Raw genomic sequence first — 14,453 nt, forward strand, 5'->3', positions numbered from 1 at the left:
ATTCTATTAGTATATGATTAAATATTTTTTTGTTAAATAAAAATTATCCTATTTGTAAATAATACTTATGAGGTGATTTTAATGAATAAGATTAAAAGCAAAAAAATATTCGCTTTATTATTAACAACAGTTTTGACTTCAGGTATGATGGCTTGTGGTACTACAGGTGATCAAAACGGTACTCAACAGCCAAACACCAATCAACAACAAAATGCAGCAGAAAATCAAGTTTTACCTAATACAGATAATACTACAATGCAAAATGAACAAAATACAGCTGAATTAACTCAAAGAGCTGACAAAATTGCAAAGGAATTGACAACTATAAAAGGTATAAACAGCGCTAATGTCCTTATCTCTAATGAAAGAGCTTTAGTTGGAGTTAATTTGGATGAAAATGCAGAAGGTAATCTTACTAATGAACTAAAAACAGAAGTTGAAAAGAAGGTTAAGAGCACTGATCCTAAAATTCAAACCGTTGCAGTTTCAGCAGATGTGGATGTTGTTCAAAGAATTCAAAACATAGGAAAAGGAATAGGTGAAGGTAGACCTTTCTCTGAATTTGGTACTGAAATAGAGGAAATTTTTAGAAGAATTCTTCCTCAATAGTGGCAATATTAAATAGGGAAAGAAAACTTTTTAGTTTTCTTTCCCTATTTGACAATAAACCTTGAAGTTTTTCTAGTAATGGTTTTCTACAAATCTTCTGAATAATCCATACTAAGTGATGAATTGTCTTTATGTTTATTGATTATTTAAAATCTATATATTCTTCTTTTGAAGTATATATCTTTCTATTAATTTTTGAGTTAGCAGAAATTATCTTACCTCTTCTTATTGAGTACAATACTGGTTCTTGAAGTCTTATGGCATTAAACTCATCCTCTTGTGGAAAAATAATTAAATTAGCTTCTTTTCCTTCTTCTATTCCATACTTGTCTTCAATATTTAAAGTTTTTGCGCTATTTGTAGTAATTAAATCTATTGAATTTTTAATTTGATCATATCCCATAAGTTGACATACATGAAGTCCTAAAAATAAAACTTGAAGCATATTGCCATTTCCTAATGGATACCAAGGATCCATTATATCATCATGGCCGAAGCATACATTGATTCCATTCTCTAAAAATTCTTTCACTCTAGTAATTCCTCTTCTTTTTGGATAGGTATCAAATCTTCCTTGAAGATGGGTATTTACTAGTGGATTAGCTACAAAATTTATGTTTGACATCTTAAGTAATCTAAATAGTTTATAGGTATAAGCATTGTTATAGGAATGCATTGCAGTAGTGTGACTAGCTGTAACTTTTTTACCTATACCATATTCATATGCCCTAGTTGCTAGTACTTCAATAAACCTTGATTGTTCATCATCAATTTCATCACAATGAACATCAATCAATTTTCCGTACTTCATAGCTAACTTAAATATTTCGTCAATGGACTGCACTCCATACTCCCTTGTAAATTCAAAATGTGGTATGGCCCCTATAACATCTGCACCCATTTTTATAGATTCTTCTAACAGTTCTATTCCATTTGAATATGATAATATACCTTCTTGCGGAAATGCTACAATCTGAAGGTCAACCCATTCTTTCATCTCCTCTTTTACTTCCAGCATTGCTTTTAATGCAGTGAGTTTTGGATCAGTAACATCTACATGAGTTCTAACAAATTGTATTCCATTTGAAATTTGCCATTTCAGAGCCTTTTTAGCTCTATTTTTTACATCCTCTTCAGTTAAAAGTTCTTTTCTTTCAGCCCAACATTGGATTCCTTCGAAAAGAGTTCCACTTATGTTCCAACGTGGTTGTCCTGCAGTTAATGTAGCATCCAAATGCACGTGTGGTTCTATAAAAGGTGGAAGGGCAAGACCTCCCTTTCCATCAACTATCTCTCCCTCTTCCTTTTCATCTATTATATTTTGAGAAATGGATTTAATCTTATCTTCTTTTATTAATATATTATACAATCCTTCTTTATTTCTAAGTCTTACATTTTTAACTAACATATTTACCTCTACCTCCTCTACAATTATGCAGCAATTTTTTCCTTTTTCTCTTCATACTTAGTATTAGTCGCTTTATTAATAAGTACGAAGGATAATGCTCCTCCTATAACTCCATACAATGGCGTTATTCCTGGTATATACTTTGCCGCTAAAGTTCCTATTGCCCAGCTTATTATTGCTGTCCAATTAATATTTTTAAACTTAGTATTTTCTATGTGAGAATATTTTCTTTTATTTATTATAAAAAAGTCTGCAATTATTATTCCACCTATAGCTGGAATAGCTGAACTTAAGAATGTTAGCCATCCTACAAAATTATTGTATAACCACAATGCAAACACAGTTCCCAGTAATCCGTTAAATATAACTAGTTTATTTTTTGGCAACTTAGTTATATTAGAAAATCCTAATCCTGAGGAGTATATTGCATTATCGTTTGTCGTCCAAATGTTTAATCCCAATACTATAATTGCTGGTATTATAAGACCTTGTAAAAACATAACTTCAGATATATCTGATTTACCTGTGGCAGCAGCTCCCACTGCACCAAAAATAAACATTAAAGAATTACCTATAAAAAATGCTAATACAGTAGTAGACACTCCAATTTTTTTAGTTTTCGCAAATCTAGTAAAATCAGGTGTTAAGCTTCCACCACTTATAAAAGATCCAACACACATAGTTAAAGCTGTGGTAAATGCTAGTGTTTCCTTTGGTTGATAACTCAGAAATGCAGAGAACCCACCCATAGCATTTGTAGCTGTTATAGCTGAATAACTTCCTAAAACTACAATTGCAGGAACTGCTATTGTACTTATTATAGTTAAAGTTTTCATTCCAAAATATGCGCTAGAAGTCATTAAAATCCCAGATATTATAACTAAAAGATAAAGATTTATACCAGTTACTTTTGCTACTGGAAATGCAAACATTGCAACTCCTACACCGAACCATCCTATTTGTGTGGTGCCTAAAAGAAAAGATACTAAATATGAACCTTTTTCTCCAAAAGAATATTTAGAAAGAAGATGTGTTGAAAGACCTGTTTCACAGGATATATATGCTAAAGCCCCTGTGTAAGCTCCTAAAATTAAATTACCACATAATACAGCTAATAAAAATTTTTTTAATGTAAGGCCAGTTCCCAGTGTCCCTCCTGTCAACATACTTGCAGAGAAAAATGTAAATCCTAACATAACCACAAGCATTGATAAAAAACCTTTTTTATCACTTTCTGGAACTGCAGTAAGAGAAAAATCGTGATCTTTTTTTGAATTTGAATTTGTACTCATTTATTATTCCCCCATTCATATAATGTGGAACAACTAGCACAACAAAAAGGACTTTTGTCTTTTAACCGACAAAAGTCCATAAATACCCAGTAAAAAGTATATACTTTTCCCACTTGATACCTTTGTCAGCCTCACTGGACTGCATTAAAAGCACTAGTTATTCAATTCTTTTCAGATTATCTCATAAAAGTTTCTCAGTGTCAACATTAATTACCAACATTCTAATTTATATATATCTTATATAAAACTTATGCAACATTTTTAGCCTTTAGTAATATTCTACTTATTTTTTCAGTATCTAACTTCATTAACATAATCATAATGTCATCTATATCAACTAATTCTAAATTATTAACCATTCTTTCTACTTCATATGCATTTTTATGAAATTGCCCTGTAGTAATGATAATTCCTTTAATAGCACCAAACATTTGAACTGATCCTAGTAACCTTTGGGCTATTTCTCTGCCTAAAGCTAAATTACCCTTAGAATATCTCTTACATTCAATAAATATATCTCCTGCATTAGTTTTTAAAATTACATCTCTTCCATAATCATTACTATTTTGAGTTAAAACTACATTATATCCTTGTGCTTTATATAATTCTGCTACAAAGATTTCAAAACCTCTAGAACTTAGGCTATATAATATATTATAAATATTATCTGTTGTGTAACCTATTTTCTTTAAAGCATTTATATTTCTTATTGTTTTAACTGTATGATGTGTTGATTTGTATATGTTCCTATATATAAACTTGGCTATTCTAGATAATGTATAAAATAGATCAATAATAGTATCAAAAAATATTCTATCAGTTTTTGATAATGAAAATAAAGAATTTCTTCTATATCTTCTACTCAACATAATCACCTCAAAAATATTTTAAGCAAGATTTTAAAATAATATACACAATTGAGAATATATAACCATTAAAACCGTTGAGAAAATACCCTTATCTAAATCTTTATATTTTTACTTATCTCCATAAGTTTTTCTCTAGTATTCATTTCAGGATTCTCTAAAACAATATCTAATAAATAATTTAATATATCTCCTATTTGCTTACCTTGTTTAATGCCAATATTAATAAGGTCTTTGCCATTTATAGCTAAATCCTTTATAGTGAAGCATTCCTTCGTCTCAATAATTCTATTTAATTTTTCTTCAATATTAACTAATTTATCATATCTTTCTTTATAAAAGTCAAGGTTTTGAGCTTGCATATCTGCTATTTTTACTTTTAATAAATCCCTGAAACTTTCTTCTCCTATTAAATTTAATAGCTTTTTTATAGATTTTGCTCCACTAATCTCTCTGTCATGATATTTTATCAAAGTAACAACTTTCTCTATTATCTTATTATCATACTTCATTCTTTTTAATATCTGTTCAGCTTTAATTGCAGATACTTCATTATGATTATAAAAATGGTCAATACCTTGTTCATCAGTGGTTTTGCACTCAAACTTTCCTATGTCATGCAGCAACATAGTCAATTTTAAATGTAATTTTGATTCTATATTAATTGCAGAATATATGGAATGATCATAAACATCATAAATATGATATGGATTGTCTTGTTTTATTTCTGCGCAAACCTCTAATTCAGGCAATATGACTTTTAAAACTCCATGTTTATATAATCCAAAAAATATACTCATATTAGAAATTATAATCTTATTAAGTTCTTCTCTTATCCTTTCTATTGAGATATTTTTAAGATTCTCTTTTAATTCTAAAATTGCAGTTAATGTTTCTTCTTCAATGTTAAAACCTAATTGTCCTGCAAATCTATAGGCTCTCATAATCCTTAAGGCATCTTCAGAAAATCTATTATAAGGAATGCCAACGCAACGTATAACTTTTCCTTTTAGATCGTATAATCCACTAAAATAATCTATCAAACCTTCTTTTGAATTGTAAGCCATTGCATTGATTGTAAAATCTCTGCGTGCTAAATCTTCTTTTAAGCTCCTAGTGAAACTAACATTATCAGGATGCCTTCCATCTGAGTAAATTCCGTCTATTCTATAGGTGGTTATTTCAAAATTTTCATCATTTATTACAACTGTTACTGTTCCATGCTTTAATCCTGTTTCTATGACTTTGTACCCTAGGCTTCTAAATATATCTATAACCTCTTTAGGTAAAGCATTAGTGGTTATATCCCAATCATTTGGTGTTTTATCTAATAAACTATCTCTTACACATCCGCCTACTACATATGCCTCATATTTAAATTCATGCAAAATATCTACAGTGTATTGAACCCATTTAGGTATATGTATTTCTATATTCTTATAAATCATTTAAAATCACCTTCTTATTAATTTCTATAATCAAATCATTTATTTTACACACATCCCATTTTTAACAACCTAATTAAATGCATAGAGTGCTTTAGTAAATGTAATTCGTCTTTTTATTATTTCTATATATTGTAATATAACTCAAAAGCGACGTAAATTGAGTTTTACATCGCTTAATAAGAAAATTGTGTATTACCTTATTTATTATAAATAAACTTTACAATATGAATTTCATTAAATTATCTGTCTGCTCATCTTCACCCAATTTGAAAATATGTGTATCAAATTTTTCAAATCCTTGCTTTTCATAAAATTTTATCGCATTTATGTTGTTTTCCCATACACCTAACCAAATATAATTTAGATTGTTATCTCTTCCAATTTCTACAGATTTTTGTATTAACCTTTTACCGATATGCTTACTTTTATATTCTTGTAATACATAAATTCTTTGAACTTCTAATGTGTTATCATGCCCTGTCTCTGTTTGTGCTTTGTCAAAATTAAGTTTCATATATGAAACTACTTCTTCATTATTTTCGATTATATAAAATCTTGAACCATTATTTTTGATTTCACTCTCTAACCGTTCATAAGAAAAATTTTCTTTTAAATAATTTTCCATATCTTCTTTTGTATTCTCATTAGAAAATGTTTCATAGAATGTTTTCTCACTTATGTATTTAATTTTTTCTATATCTTCTAAACTACATTCTTTAATTAAAAAATTTTCCATAAATTTCATTCCTCAACTATATCTACATTTTAAATTTATTATATAATAAAATATAGAAATTTGCTATTATATAATTTAATGAGCCGTAATATCTTACATTTATCTTAGTAACTTAAATAATTTTCAATTTTTTATATCATCATTCTAAAAATACTATACACTAACAATATGGTAAAAATAAGAAATTGCATCACCCAAAAGAATATAAACATATAATAAGAGCCGTCAATCACGACGACTCAATAAGCTTATTTAATCTATAGGATCTTCAATTAGAGTAGCAAAAGTAAATTGATGTACATGCCCTCTATCAAGGGTAGTCGTACCATTAACAAAGTGGACATGCTTACCACCACCAACTGGTATAGCTGGTCCAGTTCTAGCTCCAACTTCATGTAGATGGCCTACAGCAAAATCTGAATTTCCTAATAACTGATGAACATGGCTATTGCCACTTGGTATGGCCTCGCTAGTAACTCCAGCAAAACGATGATTATGAGGTATTTCTTCAAAAATTGTAGTGCTGCCTAAATATTCGTGTACGTGAGTTTGACAGCTTTGCTCCTCTTCTCTTTTGCAATCAAAAACTTCATCAGGCACAGCAATCCCTCCCTTTGAAATAGACAAATCAAATGATCGTCGTATTTTATAATATGAACAAGCATTTAAAGGGTTACTATACACATAGAATTCTTTAAAGATGGGTAATGAAATTTTCATTAATAAAATTAAAATAAAAAACTCCCTAATCTTTCTTTCTAGGAGCTAAGCTTTATATTTCGTTATTTCCATTTTTTCATATTCGTAATACAACTCAAAAACGATGTGAGTTCAATCTTACATCGCTTAATAATAAAAATGCCAAATAACATGTAGAAATTACTTAATAAATTTATAGAAACAATCATGTTCGTTATAGTAATTTAAATTTATGATATAATCCGCTACTGTAGGATTCTTCAATTGGAACTGTGTATTTGTAATAATATCGCTTACAACCTGTCCAGAAAAAAACCATTGTAAATCATATTTGTGGGCGAAAACAGGATAAATCTCGGTATCTGCTTCTTCATCAACCCCGAGATGGTTATCTAAATAAACAATTGTATTCTCGTCAAATTTTTCTACATCTTTCTCAACATATAAAGCATGCATATCTAATAAATCTTTATTTACCATTAAAAGTTCCTCAATCTTTATAGCAGTTCTCATACATCTTTCATCTTCCATCTCAAACTTCCTTTCATTTTAAATAAGTAATCTTTACTTTGCAGTATTCTACTGTTCTGAACAATTTATAAACATTATTAAATAAATTATAATCTATTATATTTTTCCAAATCCTCAATGATTTCCTGTGCAAGTTCCCTTAATTCCGAATCTTCTTCCTTCTTCTGAAATTCTCTAATTATATTTATAACTTTATTGCTGTTAATTTGTGATAAGGCTGTTAAAGAGGCATATTTAATATCAAAATCTTCCTCACTTAAGAGGTCAACTAATGGTTCAATCAATTCTATTGATGGAAAAAGTGCTGCAATTTGAGTGTTCCAATATCTTACACTTCTCAAATCACTTTTCAATGCTGTACTTAAGTGTGGAATAACCTCACTATCATCAAATTTTCTGATAACATCCTCGATTAGTTGATAAACTCCAAAACCATCTCTTTCACCAAATGAATTTAAAAACAAAGGTACACATTCGGGAACTCTATTAAATAAGAATATCTTCATAACTTCATTATATCTATCTATTGTTTCTTTATCTAAATCCTTATCAGAAGGCATTGGTTGGTGATTTTTTAAGAACTTTAATGCTTCATCAATATTCATAAAAGGTATCCCTTTCTTATTTAGGGTCTTTCTCCCTTTTTATAGATTCTTTGTTTTGGAAATACCACTCCATAACATGGTCAGTTACTCTGTCGTATAAATCATCCTTTACATAGGGGTTTTCATACCCCCTAATTCTGTTTAAGTCATTTTTTATTTCAGTCAAAACTTCATCACTATACTTTCCCCAACTACTAAGTGTATTCCATATATATTCGCAAAACATTTCAAACCTGTCATCCCAATTTATATTTCCGTTATCTTGTGCTTCATATCTAAGTTTTTCTATCGCCCTCAGTAAATCACCCTGAACTGTATCTGCTTGACCACTTTTAGGTACATAATTATTCCAAATAAATTTTGCTTGTTCAAAGTATTTTATCTAAACTACTCCTTTGTTATTAGGTCAACATAGTTTACTATTACACCCTTTTAGGAGATTAGGAACTAATCAGAATAGCAATTTAATTACCCATTCAACCTTATGTCCCATATGTTCTCTTTGTCAAACTCTATTTCTAAAGCGTGGTCCAAGTATATTCTGTCACCACAATAGATTGTTGCACCATAATCATATTTATTATTGAATGTAATGTCTACTCTATATACTTCGATATCACCAAACCATGTTTCATACACTTTTTCACCAAGTTTATTTTCATAATATGACTTTAACACAGTTTCACAGGTACTAAACCAGTCTATGTAATATATTATATGATTTATTACCGATTCTAATTGAATACTATTGGCGACATATATATAGACTTCTTCTAAATCTCCATCCTTGATTAAATGGTTAAAGATTCTTATACTTGTATTTAAATTATAGCATATATACCTACTGTCACTCTCTTCATCATTCATAATGAAGTTGCTTATTTCAATCATGGTTAACTTCCCTTCTTAACAAAAACTAGTTCGTCATATCCTACAGAATTGTCTCAATCCTTATTAGGAAATATTATAGCAAATATTATACTAATATGAAATAAAGAGTTTGGTATTAAATATATTAAAGAATATAACTTAAAAGCGAACCAATATTACTTAGTTCGCTTTCGCTTTATTTTACTAATTTTAATTTTTCAATAGTAATTTAATTATTCTACAGCATTTAAATCACAATAAAATAATAATCTTTAACTAATCTATTCTAATAACATTTAGTTCCTAAATATTATTAGAATTAAATTTTTTTGTTACTTTGTCAAAAACATAAATACAGAATACTGCATATAGTGATGAAAATAGAAATATTAATAAAACAAATCCATACTGCCATGGTTTCAAATTTAGTCTACTCTTAAGAAATTGAGGTACTGTTTTCATTTGTGCTATTCTTAAAATTATTATATATACACCTATTTGCAAATGATAGGCTATTTTTTTTAATTTAGTTGTTTTTACCCTACTTTTAATAAATTCTGTTATTAATAAATAGATTATTGTAGATATTAATATCACATAACTTACATAATAAAAATAAATTGAACTTTCAGATGTAAGGCGTAAATCATTCAAATGAAATGGAATTATAAAATATTTATTTACATTATGAAATATTGCAAGACCTATACATATTAAGATAACAATTAACAAATAAAATTTTCTTTTCATATCATAAGTCACCTCTTCAACTTCAGCAATATTATTTATATTTTAACATATCGTTATTTTTTTCTCCATATTTTTTCATATTTTGTATACATTTTAATATTATGTTTTAAATGTATATATAAGTTGATATAGTAAGTATTCAACATTAATAGATTAAATTCCTCTAATTTTAAATGTAAAACTAAATACAATTATAAATTAATAAAAAATCTAAAAAACAAAAGATGTGATTTCCTTAAAGCACATCTTAAAATATTAGATTAGTGAATATAATATTAATTTATTCATACTTAGATAAAAATTCCCATAGAGCTTGTGAAATAATATCTTGTTGCTTTAACTCTTTATGACTATCTACAAAGGCGTTAAATCGATTTAAAACCTCATTATATACTTTTATATTTTTAACTTTAAGTTCCCCATCAAAATTTCTTATTTTTAATTCCTGAATCTCTATAATATTTTCTCTTAACTTTTCTTTTTCAATTAAATTTTTTAAATCATCCTTTAACTCAAAAACCATGTAAGTTCAACCTTACATCGCTTAATAAGAAGAATGTTCATCAAACACTATTGATTTTGCTTTACATTTTCATGTCTTTGTTTAGAAATAAAATCCAAAACGATACCAATCAGAATTAAGAAAATGAAAACAGTTCCCCATATTATCCAAGCATTATTTGTTCTCCCTCCACCTGGGTCTACACCATCAGTATTAAATATCATAGCAAGAATAAATCCACCCATATACCCTATAATAGTGGCTACTGGGATTATTCGATTTCCAAATATAGTAGCGATAACTATTATAGTAATACTTAATATAGCCAATAGATTTGGCCACTGTTTCATACCATGCATTTCAAAAAAAGAAAATCTGCATAGCCAATATGAGATACCAAGTAGTCCAATCATACTAATTCCCAACAGAATTTTGTTTTTTATATCCATTGGTTTCAACTATATCGACCTCCTATTTTATAAACAATCTTTATTTCACGTTTTATTACTATTATGCTACTACATTAACCTATTGTGCTAATTATTTTAACTGACACAATAGATTAAATAAATCAACTATTGCTTAAAATTAAATTTATTTTAGAGGTGTATATTCATAATATTCACTAAAGGATTTTTGGGTCATAACTCCTACTTCTCCATTTGATTTTATTACCTTATATTTTTGTCCCGAAGAAAATACACCTGATATATCTTCTAATGTATAGTTAATAGAGAATAAATTACTAGTTTTAAGTTTGTCTGTAAAAGTTTTACTCAAAAGCGAACCAATTAGTATTAGTTCGCTTTTAATCTTCTTCTATTTAATTGCATATGTTACTTTATATATTTCTTTATCCATATGGATGAACTTATTATTGTAGCACAGATAATTGATGTACATAATATTACAGCATTTAATGCATCTAGTCTCAACCAGTTTATAATTAATGCTATTGGGAAAAGGAAAATAAAAAATGTTATGAAAAAACATATTAAATATTCGATAAAATTATTCATACCCTCATCCCCTTTTTAATATTTTAGTACAAACTTATTTATTACTTATATTATTCCATATAATGTAATAAGTCAAGTGTATTAGGAATTATCTAATATGCAATGATAATAAGTCTATGCTGTAACATTTACAACTTCTGTTACTACTTCCTTTAGGTTACTTAATGCTGGCTACTTGTTCTAATTTATAAGTACCTACCATTATTAAACTAACCCATACATAATGTTTCTCCTATTCTCATCCCGGTATCCATTAATAGATGAAAGATACAATAATCTCTATGTCCATGAAACGTTGTCGTATCTATTGATCTAATAAGCTTTTTGAAGTCTTCATCTGTAATGTCTTCCTTTGGTCTTCTAGCAGCTTTAAACTGCCTTATTCTTGCTGTAGGACTTATTTTAATGTACTTACTCTCCAAGCAGAAGTTAAAAAATACTTTTATATTTCTAATATAATTATTTACAGTAGATATAGAAACTTTTTTATTATAATCTTTTCTTCGATGTGGAGTATTAATTTTTAAAGTACTTTCATCTGTTGTAACTGTATACTTACCTCTCTCCTTAATATAGTTAATATACTCTCGTAATATTTTCTCAGTTACTTTTGTTACATCTGTTATTTGTAACTCCTCTTCTAAATACTTAGAAAATAATCTTAAAGCTTGCTCATAACTCATCATAGTTTTTTTAGATAAATTTTTAGATTCACAATAAATCATAAACTCATCAATTAAAAAATTAAATTTTTTCATAAAAAATAGACCTCCTCCATTGTCCTATAAACGGAGAAAGTCTATTGCTATTTTTTTAGAAATTTATACATAAGTACCTGCGATTAGCCACATTTTCAGTTCGCTTTTCATACCGTTGGTTGCATTGAAATTCTGCTAACCCATTGATTTTACTAGATCTATACAACCCTATTTTTCAATCTTAATTTGTCGGCAACCATTGCTATAAACTCAGAATTAGTTGGTTTTCCTTTTCCATTATGTATTGTATAACCAAAAATTCTATTTATGGTATCTAATTGACCTCTTGACCAAGCTACTTCTATAGCATGCCTAATAGCTCTTTCTACACGACTTGCTGTAGTATTATACTTTTTAGCAATGGATGGATACAGCTCTTTGGTAACTGCAGACAATAGTTCCATATCATTTACAACCATAGTTATAGCTTCTCTAAGATACATATATCCTTTAATGTGTGCTGGAACTCCTATTTCATGTATTATATTAGTTATTTCCGCTTCTAAATCTATTGGTTCATTCCTATTCACTCTAATATTAGCTGGCTCAGAGACAGGAACAGTTCTCTTTACTTCATCACTAGATATCGTATTATTAAACATTTGTCTTATTCTCTTTGTAAATACATCCATGTCAAAAGGTTTAACTACATAATAGTCTGCACCCAATGTTATTGCTCTTTGAGTTATTTTGTCTTGACCAACGGCAGATAAAACTATTATTCTAGGCATTGGATTTATATTCATACCATTTAGTCTTTCTAAAACACCCAATCCATCTAAATGTGGCATAATTATATCTAATACTACTAAATCTGGTTTTTTCTCTTCTATTAGTTTTAAAGCTTCTATTCCGTCTTTTGCAACTCCCACAACAACTATATCCCTTTGATTGAGTAAGTAATCATTTAAAATATTACAAAACTCTTTGTTATCATCAGCAATTACTACAGTAATCTTTGAATGTTCCATAATTATACTCTCCTTTTCTAAATAAATTCCCATATCTTAGCAATTATAGAGTTCGACAAAGATTAAAGAAAATCCTTCTAAAACATGGAAAAAATTTATAAAAATAAAAAATAATAGATAGCATCATGGCTATCTATTTATTTTTATTTTAATATATCAGAATCCTTTATCATCCACTCTATATATATTCCATATCCTGTGTCTGGCTTATTTATCAATACATGTGTTACAGCGCCTACTATTTTATCATTTTGTATTATAGGACTTCCACTCATTCCTTGAACAATCCCACCTGTCTTTTCTAACAATTCTTTATCAGTTACCTTAATTATCATGCTTTTTGGACCTATAGTATTTTGAGGTAATAGTTTTTCTATGACTATATTATACATTTTGGGTTGCTTACCGTCAATTGTTGTTAATATCTGGGCTGGCCCTTCTTTAATTTCATCTCTTAAAGCAATTTTCATCTTCTTATTATATTTATTTTTTAATGACATATTACTAACTCCAAATATACCACATTCTGTATTCTTCTTTATATCACCTAAAACTACATCTTCATCGATAAATATACCTTTTAATTCTCCTGGAGTACCTTTTACTCCTTTTCTTACAGAAATTATTGAAGAATTAACTATTTCCCCTGAATTGATATTTAGCATAGTTCCTGTATCTGCATCGGTTATTGGATGCCCTAAAGCTGCAAATATTCCTGTTTTATCATCATAGAAAGTTAGAGTTCCCACTCCAGCTGTAGAATCTCTTATCCATAAACCTATTTTATAATTTCCATCTTTAGTTTTTGCCGGAATAATATTTTTAGTTAAAGTTTCCCCTCTTCTCTCTAATGTAACTACCAGAGGTTTTCCTTCACAACTATTGATTAATGAACTTGCTTTTTCGGAGTTTATTATTTCTTCATTATTGATTTTAATTATGCTATCTCCAATTTCAATACCAGCTACAGCTGCGGGACTATTAACTTTACCATTAGAGGTTTCTAAATCAGATAATGCAACAACTAAAACTCCTTTTGTATTTAATTTAACTCCTACTGGTTGCCCTCCTGGATATACAGATAATTCTTTAGGTACAGACTTTAATGAAACTGATTTAATCTTTAACAATCCTAAAATACTTACATCTATATTTCTATCCTTTGTTTCAAATCCTTTTGAAGCTTTTACGCTTTTATCTTCTACTAGCTTTATTATATTGTTTGATTTTAACATTTCACCTTCTCTAATAAACATAGTTGTTGGTATTTTAAAAGCTTTATAATAAGCACATGAAGATACTAACAGGACGGATATTATTAAACTATTAATTAATTTATATTTTCCCTTTTTTTTCATTATTGCACCTCCTGTTTCTATTAAACGTTTA

At 28.3% G+C, this 14,453-nt stretch carries 18 protein-coding genes; 1 reads left to right on the forward strand and 17 read right to left on the reverse strand.

The genetic code is table 11. The features are described 5' to 3' along the window. The first annotated feature begins 81 nt into the window (after window positions 1–81). On the forward strand, window positions 82–609 hold the full coding sequence (locus KQI86_RS01160) for a YhcN/YlaJ family sporulation lipoprotein (RefSeq protein ID WP_216437325.1): 528 nt from the start codon (window positions 82–84) through the stop codon (window positions 607–609). A gap of 142 nt (window positions 610–751) precedes the next feature. On the opposite strand, the gene KQI86_RS01165 is transcribed toward KQI86_RS01160, so the two are convergent. The 17 genes from KQI86_RS01165 to spoIVB form a co-directional block, all read right to left on the reverse strand. Continuing rightward, on the reverse strand, window positions 752–2,017 hold the full coding sequence (locus KQI86_RS01165) for a cytosine deaminase (RefSeq protein ID WP_216437326.1): 1,266 nt from the start codon (window positions 2,015–2,017) through the stop codon (window positions 752–754). 23 nt (window positions 2,018–2,040) lie between these two features. Continuing rightward, a complete protein-coding gene (codB, locus tag KQI86_RS01170; protein ID WP_216437327.1) occupies window positions 2,041–3,309 on the reverse strand; it encodes a cytosine permease in 1,269 nt (422 codons plus the stop codon). Window positions 3,310–3,557: 248 nt separating this feature from the next. Then, window positions 3,558–4,178 (reverse strand): restriction endonuclease, encoded by a 621-nt coding sequence (locus KQI86_RS01175; RefSeq protein ID WP_216437328.1) that lies wholly within the window; start codon window positions 4,176–4,178, stop codon window positions 3,558–3,560. Between the two features lie 92 nt (window positions 4,179–4,270). Continuing rightward, window positions 4,271–5,623, reverse strand: coding sequence for a CCA tRNA nucleotidyltransferase (locus KQI86_RS01180; protein ID WP_216437329.1), 1,353 nt, complete (start codon window positions 5,621–5,623; stop codon window positions 4,271–4,273). A 217-nt stretch (window positions 5,624–5,840) separates the two neighbouring features. After that, window positions 5,841–6,359, reverse strand: a complete 519-nt coding sequence (locus tag KQI86_RS01185) for a GNAT family N-acetyltransferase (protein WP_216437330.1) — start codon at window positions 6,357–6,359, stop codon at window positions 5,841–5,843. Window positions 6,360–6,611: 252 nt separating this feature from the next. Then, on the reverse strand, window positions 6,612–6,959 hold the full coding sequence (locus tag KQI86_RS20060) for a YmaF family protein (protein WP_343216126.1): 348 nt from the start codon (window positions 6,957–6,959) through the stop codon (window positions 6,612–6,614). Window positions 6,960–7,238: 279 nt separating this feature from the next. Then, window positions 7,239–7,589, reverse strand: coding sequence for a DUF7716 domain-containing protein (locus KQI86_RS01195; RefSeq protein ID WP_216437332.1), 351 nt, complete (start codon window positions 7,587–7,589; stop codon window positions 7,239–7,241). A gap of 86 nt (window positions 7,590–7,675) precedes the next feature. Beyond that, the gene (locus tag KQI86_RS01200; RefSeq protein WP_216437333.1) at window positions 7,676–8,194 is read right to left on the reverse strand and encodes a HEAT repeat domain-containing protein; all 519 of its coding nucleotides are present in this window, start codon (window positions 8,192–8,194) and stop codon (window positions 7,676–7,678) included. Window positions 8,195–8,210: 16 nt separating this feature from the next. Further along, window positions 8,211–8,420: a hypothetical protein gene (locus tag KQI86_RS01205; protein ID WP_216437334.1), complete on the reverse strand. Its 210-nt coding sequence runs from the start codon at window positions 8,418–8,420 to the stop codon at window positions 8,211–8,213. A gap of 242 nt (window positions 8,421–8,662) precedes the next feature. Then, on the reverse strand, window positions 8,663–9,061 hold the full coding sequence (locus KQI86_RS01210; protein WP_246582614.1) for a hypothetical protein: 399 nt from the start codon (window positions 9,059–9,061) through the stop codon (window positions 8,663–8,665). Between the two features lie 306 nt (window positions 9,062–9,367). Beyond that, window positions 9,368–9,814, reverse strand: coding sequence for a hypothetical protein (locus tag KQI86_RS01215; RefSeq protein WP_216437336.1), 447 nt, complete (start codon window positions 9,812–9,814; stop codon window positions 9,368–9,370). Window positions 9,815–10,094: 280 nt separating this feature from the next. Continuing rightward, complete coding sequence (locus KQI86_RS01220; protein WP_216437337.1) at window positions 10,095–10,337, reverse strand: hypothetical protein; 243 nt, start codon at window positions 10,335–10,337, stop codon at window positions 10,095–10,097. Between the two features lie 47 nt (window positions 10,338–10,384). Continuing rightward, on the reverse strand, window positions 10,385–10,774 hold the full coding sequence (locus KQI86_RS01225) for a hypothetical protein (RefSeq protein ID WP_216437338.1): 390 nt from the start codon (window positions 10,772–10,774) through the stop codon (window positions 10,385–10,387). Between the two features lie 136 nt (window positions 10,775–10,910). Then, on the reverse strand, window positions 10,911–11,096 hold the full coding sequence (locus KQI86_RS01230) for a hypothetical protein (protein ID WP_216437339.1): 186 nt from the start codon (window positions 11,094–11,096) through the stop codon (window positions 10,911–10,913). A 448-nt stretch (window positions 11,097–11,544) separates the two neighbouring features. Next, window positions 11,545–12,093, reverse strand: coding sequence for a tyrosine-type recombinase/integrase (locus KQI86_RS01235; protein ID WP_216437340.1), 549 nt, complete (start codon window positions 12,091–12,093; stop codon window positions 11,545–11,547). A gap of 158 nt (window positions 12,094–12,251) precedes the next feature. Next, a complete protein-coding gene (gene spo0A, locus KQI86_RS01240) occupies window positions 12,252–13,064 on the reverse strand; it encodes a sporulation transcription factor Spo0A (protein WP_216437341.1) in 813 nt (270 codons plus the stop codon). A 143-nt stretch (window positions 13,065–13,207) separates the two neighbouring features. Further along, window positions 13,208–14,422 (reverse strand): SpoIVB peptidase, encoded by a 1,215-nt coding sequence (spoIVB, locus tag KQI86_RS01245; RefSeq protein ID WP_216437342.1) that lies wholly within the window; start codon window positions 14,420–14,422, stop codon window positions 13,208–13,210. Between the last annotated feature and the right edge of the window lie 31 nt (window positions 14,423–14,453).

It is taken from the genome of Clostridium mobile (assembly GCF_018918285.1).
Taxonomy (GTDB): Bacteria; Bacillota; Clostridia; order Clostridiales; family Clostridiaceae; genus Clostridium_AW; species Clostridium_AW mobile.

Bases quoted from the DNA above. Each gene is read 5' to 3' on its own strand.
- KQI86_RS01165 (WP_216437326.1), bottom strand. From the start codon at position 2,017: ATGTTAGTTAAAAATGTAAGACTTAGAAATAAAGAAGGATTGTATAAT.
- KQI86_RS01175 (WP_216437328.1), bottom strand. From the start codon at position 4,178: ATGTTGAGTAGAAGATATAGAAGAAATTCTTTATTTTCATTATCAAAA.
- KQI86_RS01185 (WP_216437330.1), bottom strand. From the start codon at position 6,359: ATGGAAAATTTTTTAATTAAAGAATGTAGTTTAGAAGATATAGAAAAA.
- KQI86_RS01200 (WP_216437333.1), bottom strand. From the start codon at position 8,194: ATGAATATTGATGAAGCATTAAAGTTCTTAAAAAATCACCAACCAATG.
- KQI86_RS01180 (WP_216437329.1), bottom strand. From the start codon at position 5,623: ATGATTTATAAGAATATAGAAATACATATACCTAAATGGGTTCAATAC.
- codB (WP_216437327.1), bottom strand. From the start codon at position 3,309: ATGAGTACAAATTCAAATTCAAAAAAAGATCACGATTTTTCTCTTACT.
- KQI86_RS01220 (WP_216437337.1), bottom strand. From the start codon at position 10,337: ATGGTTTTTGAGTTAAAGGATGATTTAAAAAATTTAATTGAAAAAGAA.
- KQI86_RS01235 (WP_216437340.1), bottom strand. From the start codon at position 12,093: ATGAAAAAATTTAATTTTTTAATTGATGAGTTTATGATTTATTGTGAA.
- KQI86_RS01215 (WP_216437336.1), bottom strand. From the start codon at position 9,814: ATGAAAAGAAAATTTTATTTGTTAATTGTTATCTTAATATGTATAGGT.
- spo0A (WP_216437341.1), bottom strand. From the start codon at position 13,064: ATGGAACATTCAAAGATTACTGTAGTAATTGCTGATGATAACAAAGAG.
- spoIVB (WP_216437342.1), bottom strand. From the start codon at position 14,422: ATGAAAAAAAAGGGAAAATATAAATTAATTAATAGTTTAATAATATCC.
- KQI86_RS01195 (WP_216437332.1), bottom strand. From the start codon at position 7,589: ATGGAAGATGAAAGATGTATGAGAACTGCTATAAAGATTGAGGAACTT.
- KQI86_RS01160 (WP_216437325.1), top strand. From the start codon at position 82: ATGAATAAGATTAAAAGCAAAAAAATATTCGCTTTATTATTAACAACA.
- KQI86_RS01210 (WP_246582614.1), bottom strand. From the start codon at position 9,061: ATGAATGATGAAGAGAGTGACAGTAGGTATATATGCTATAATTTAAAT.
- KQI86_RS01205 (WP_216437334.1), bottom strand. From the start codon at position 8,420: ATGTTTTGCGAATATATATGGAATACACTTAGTAGTTGGGGAAAGTAT.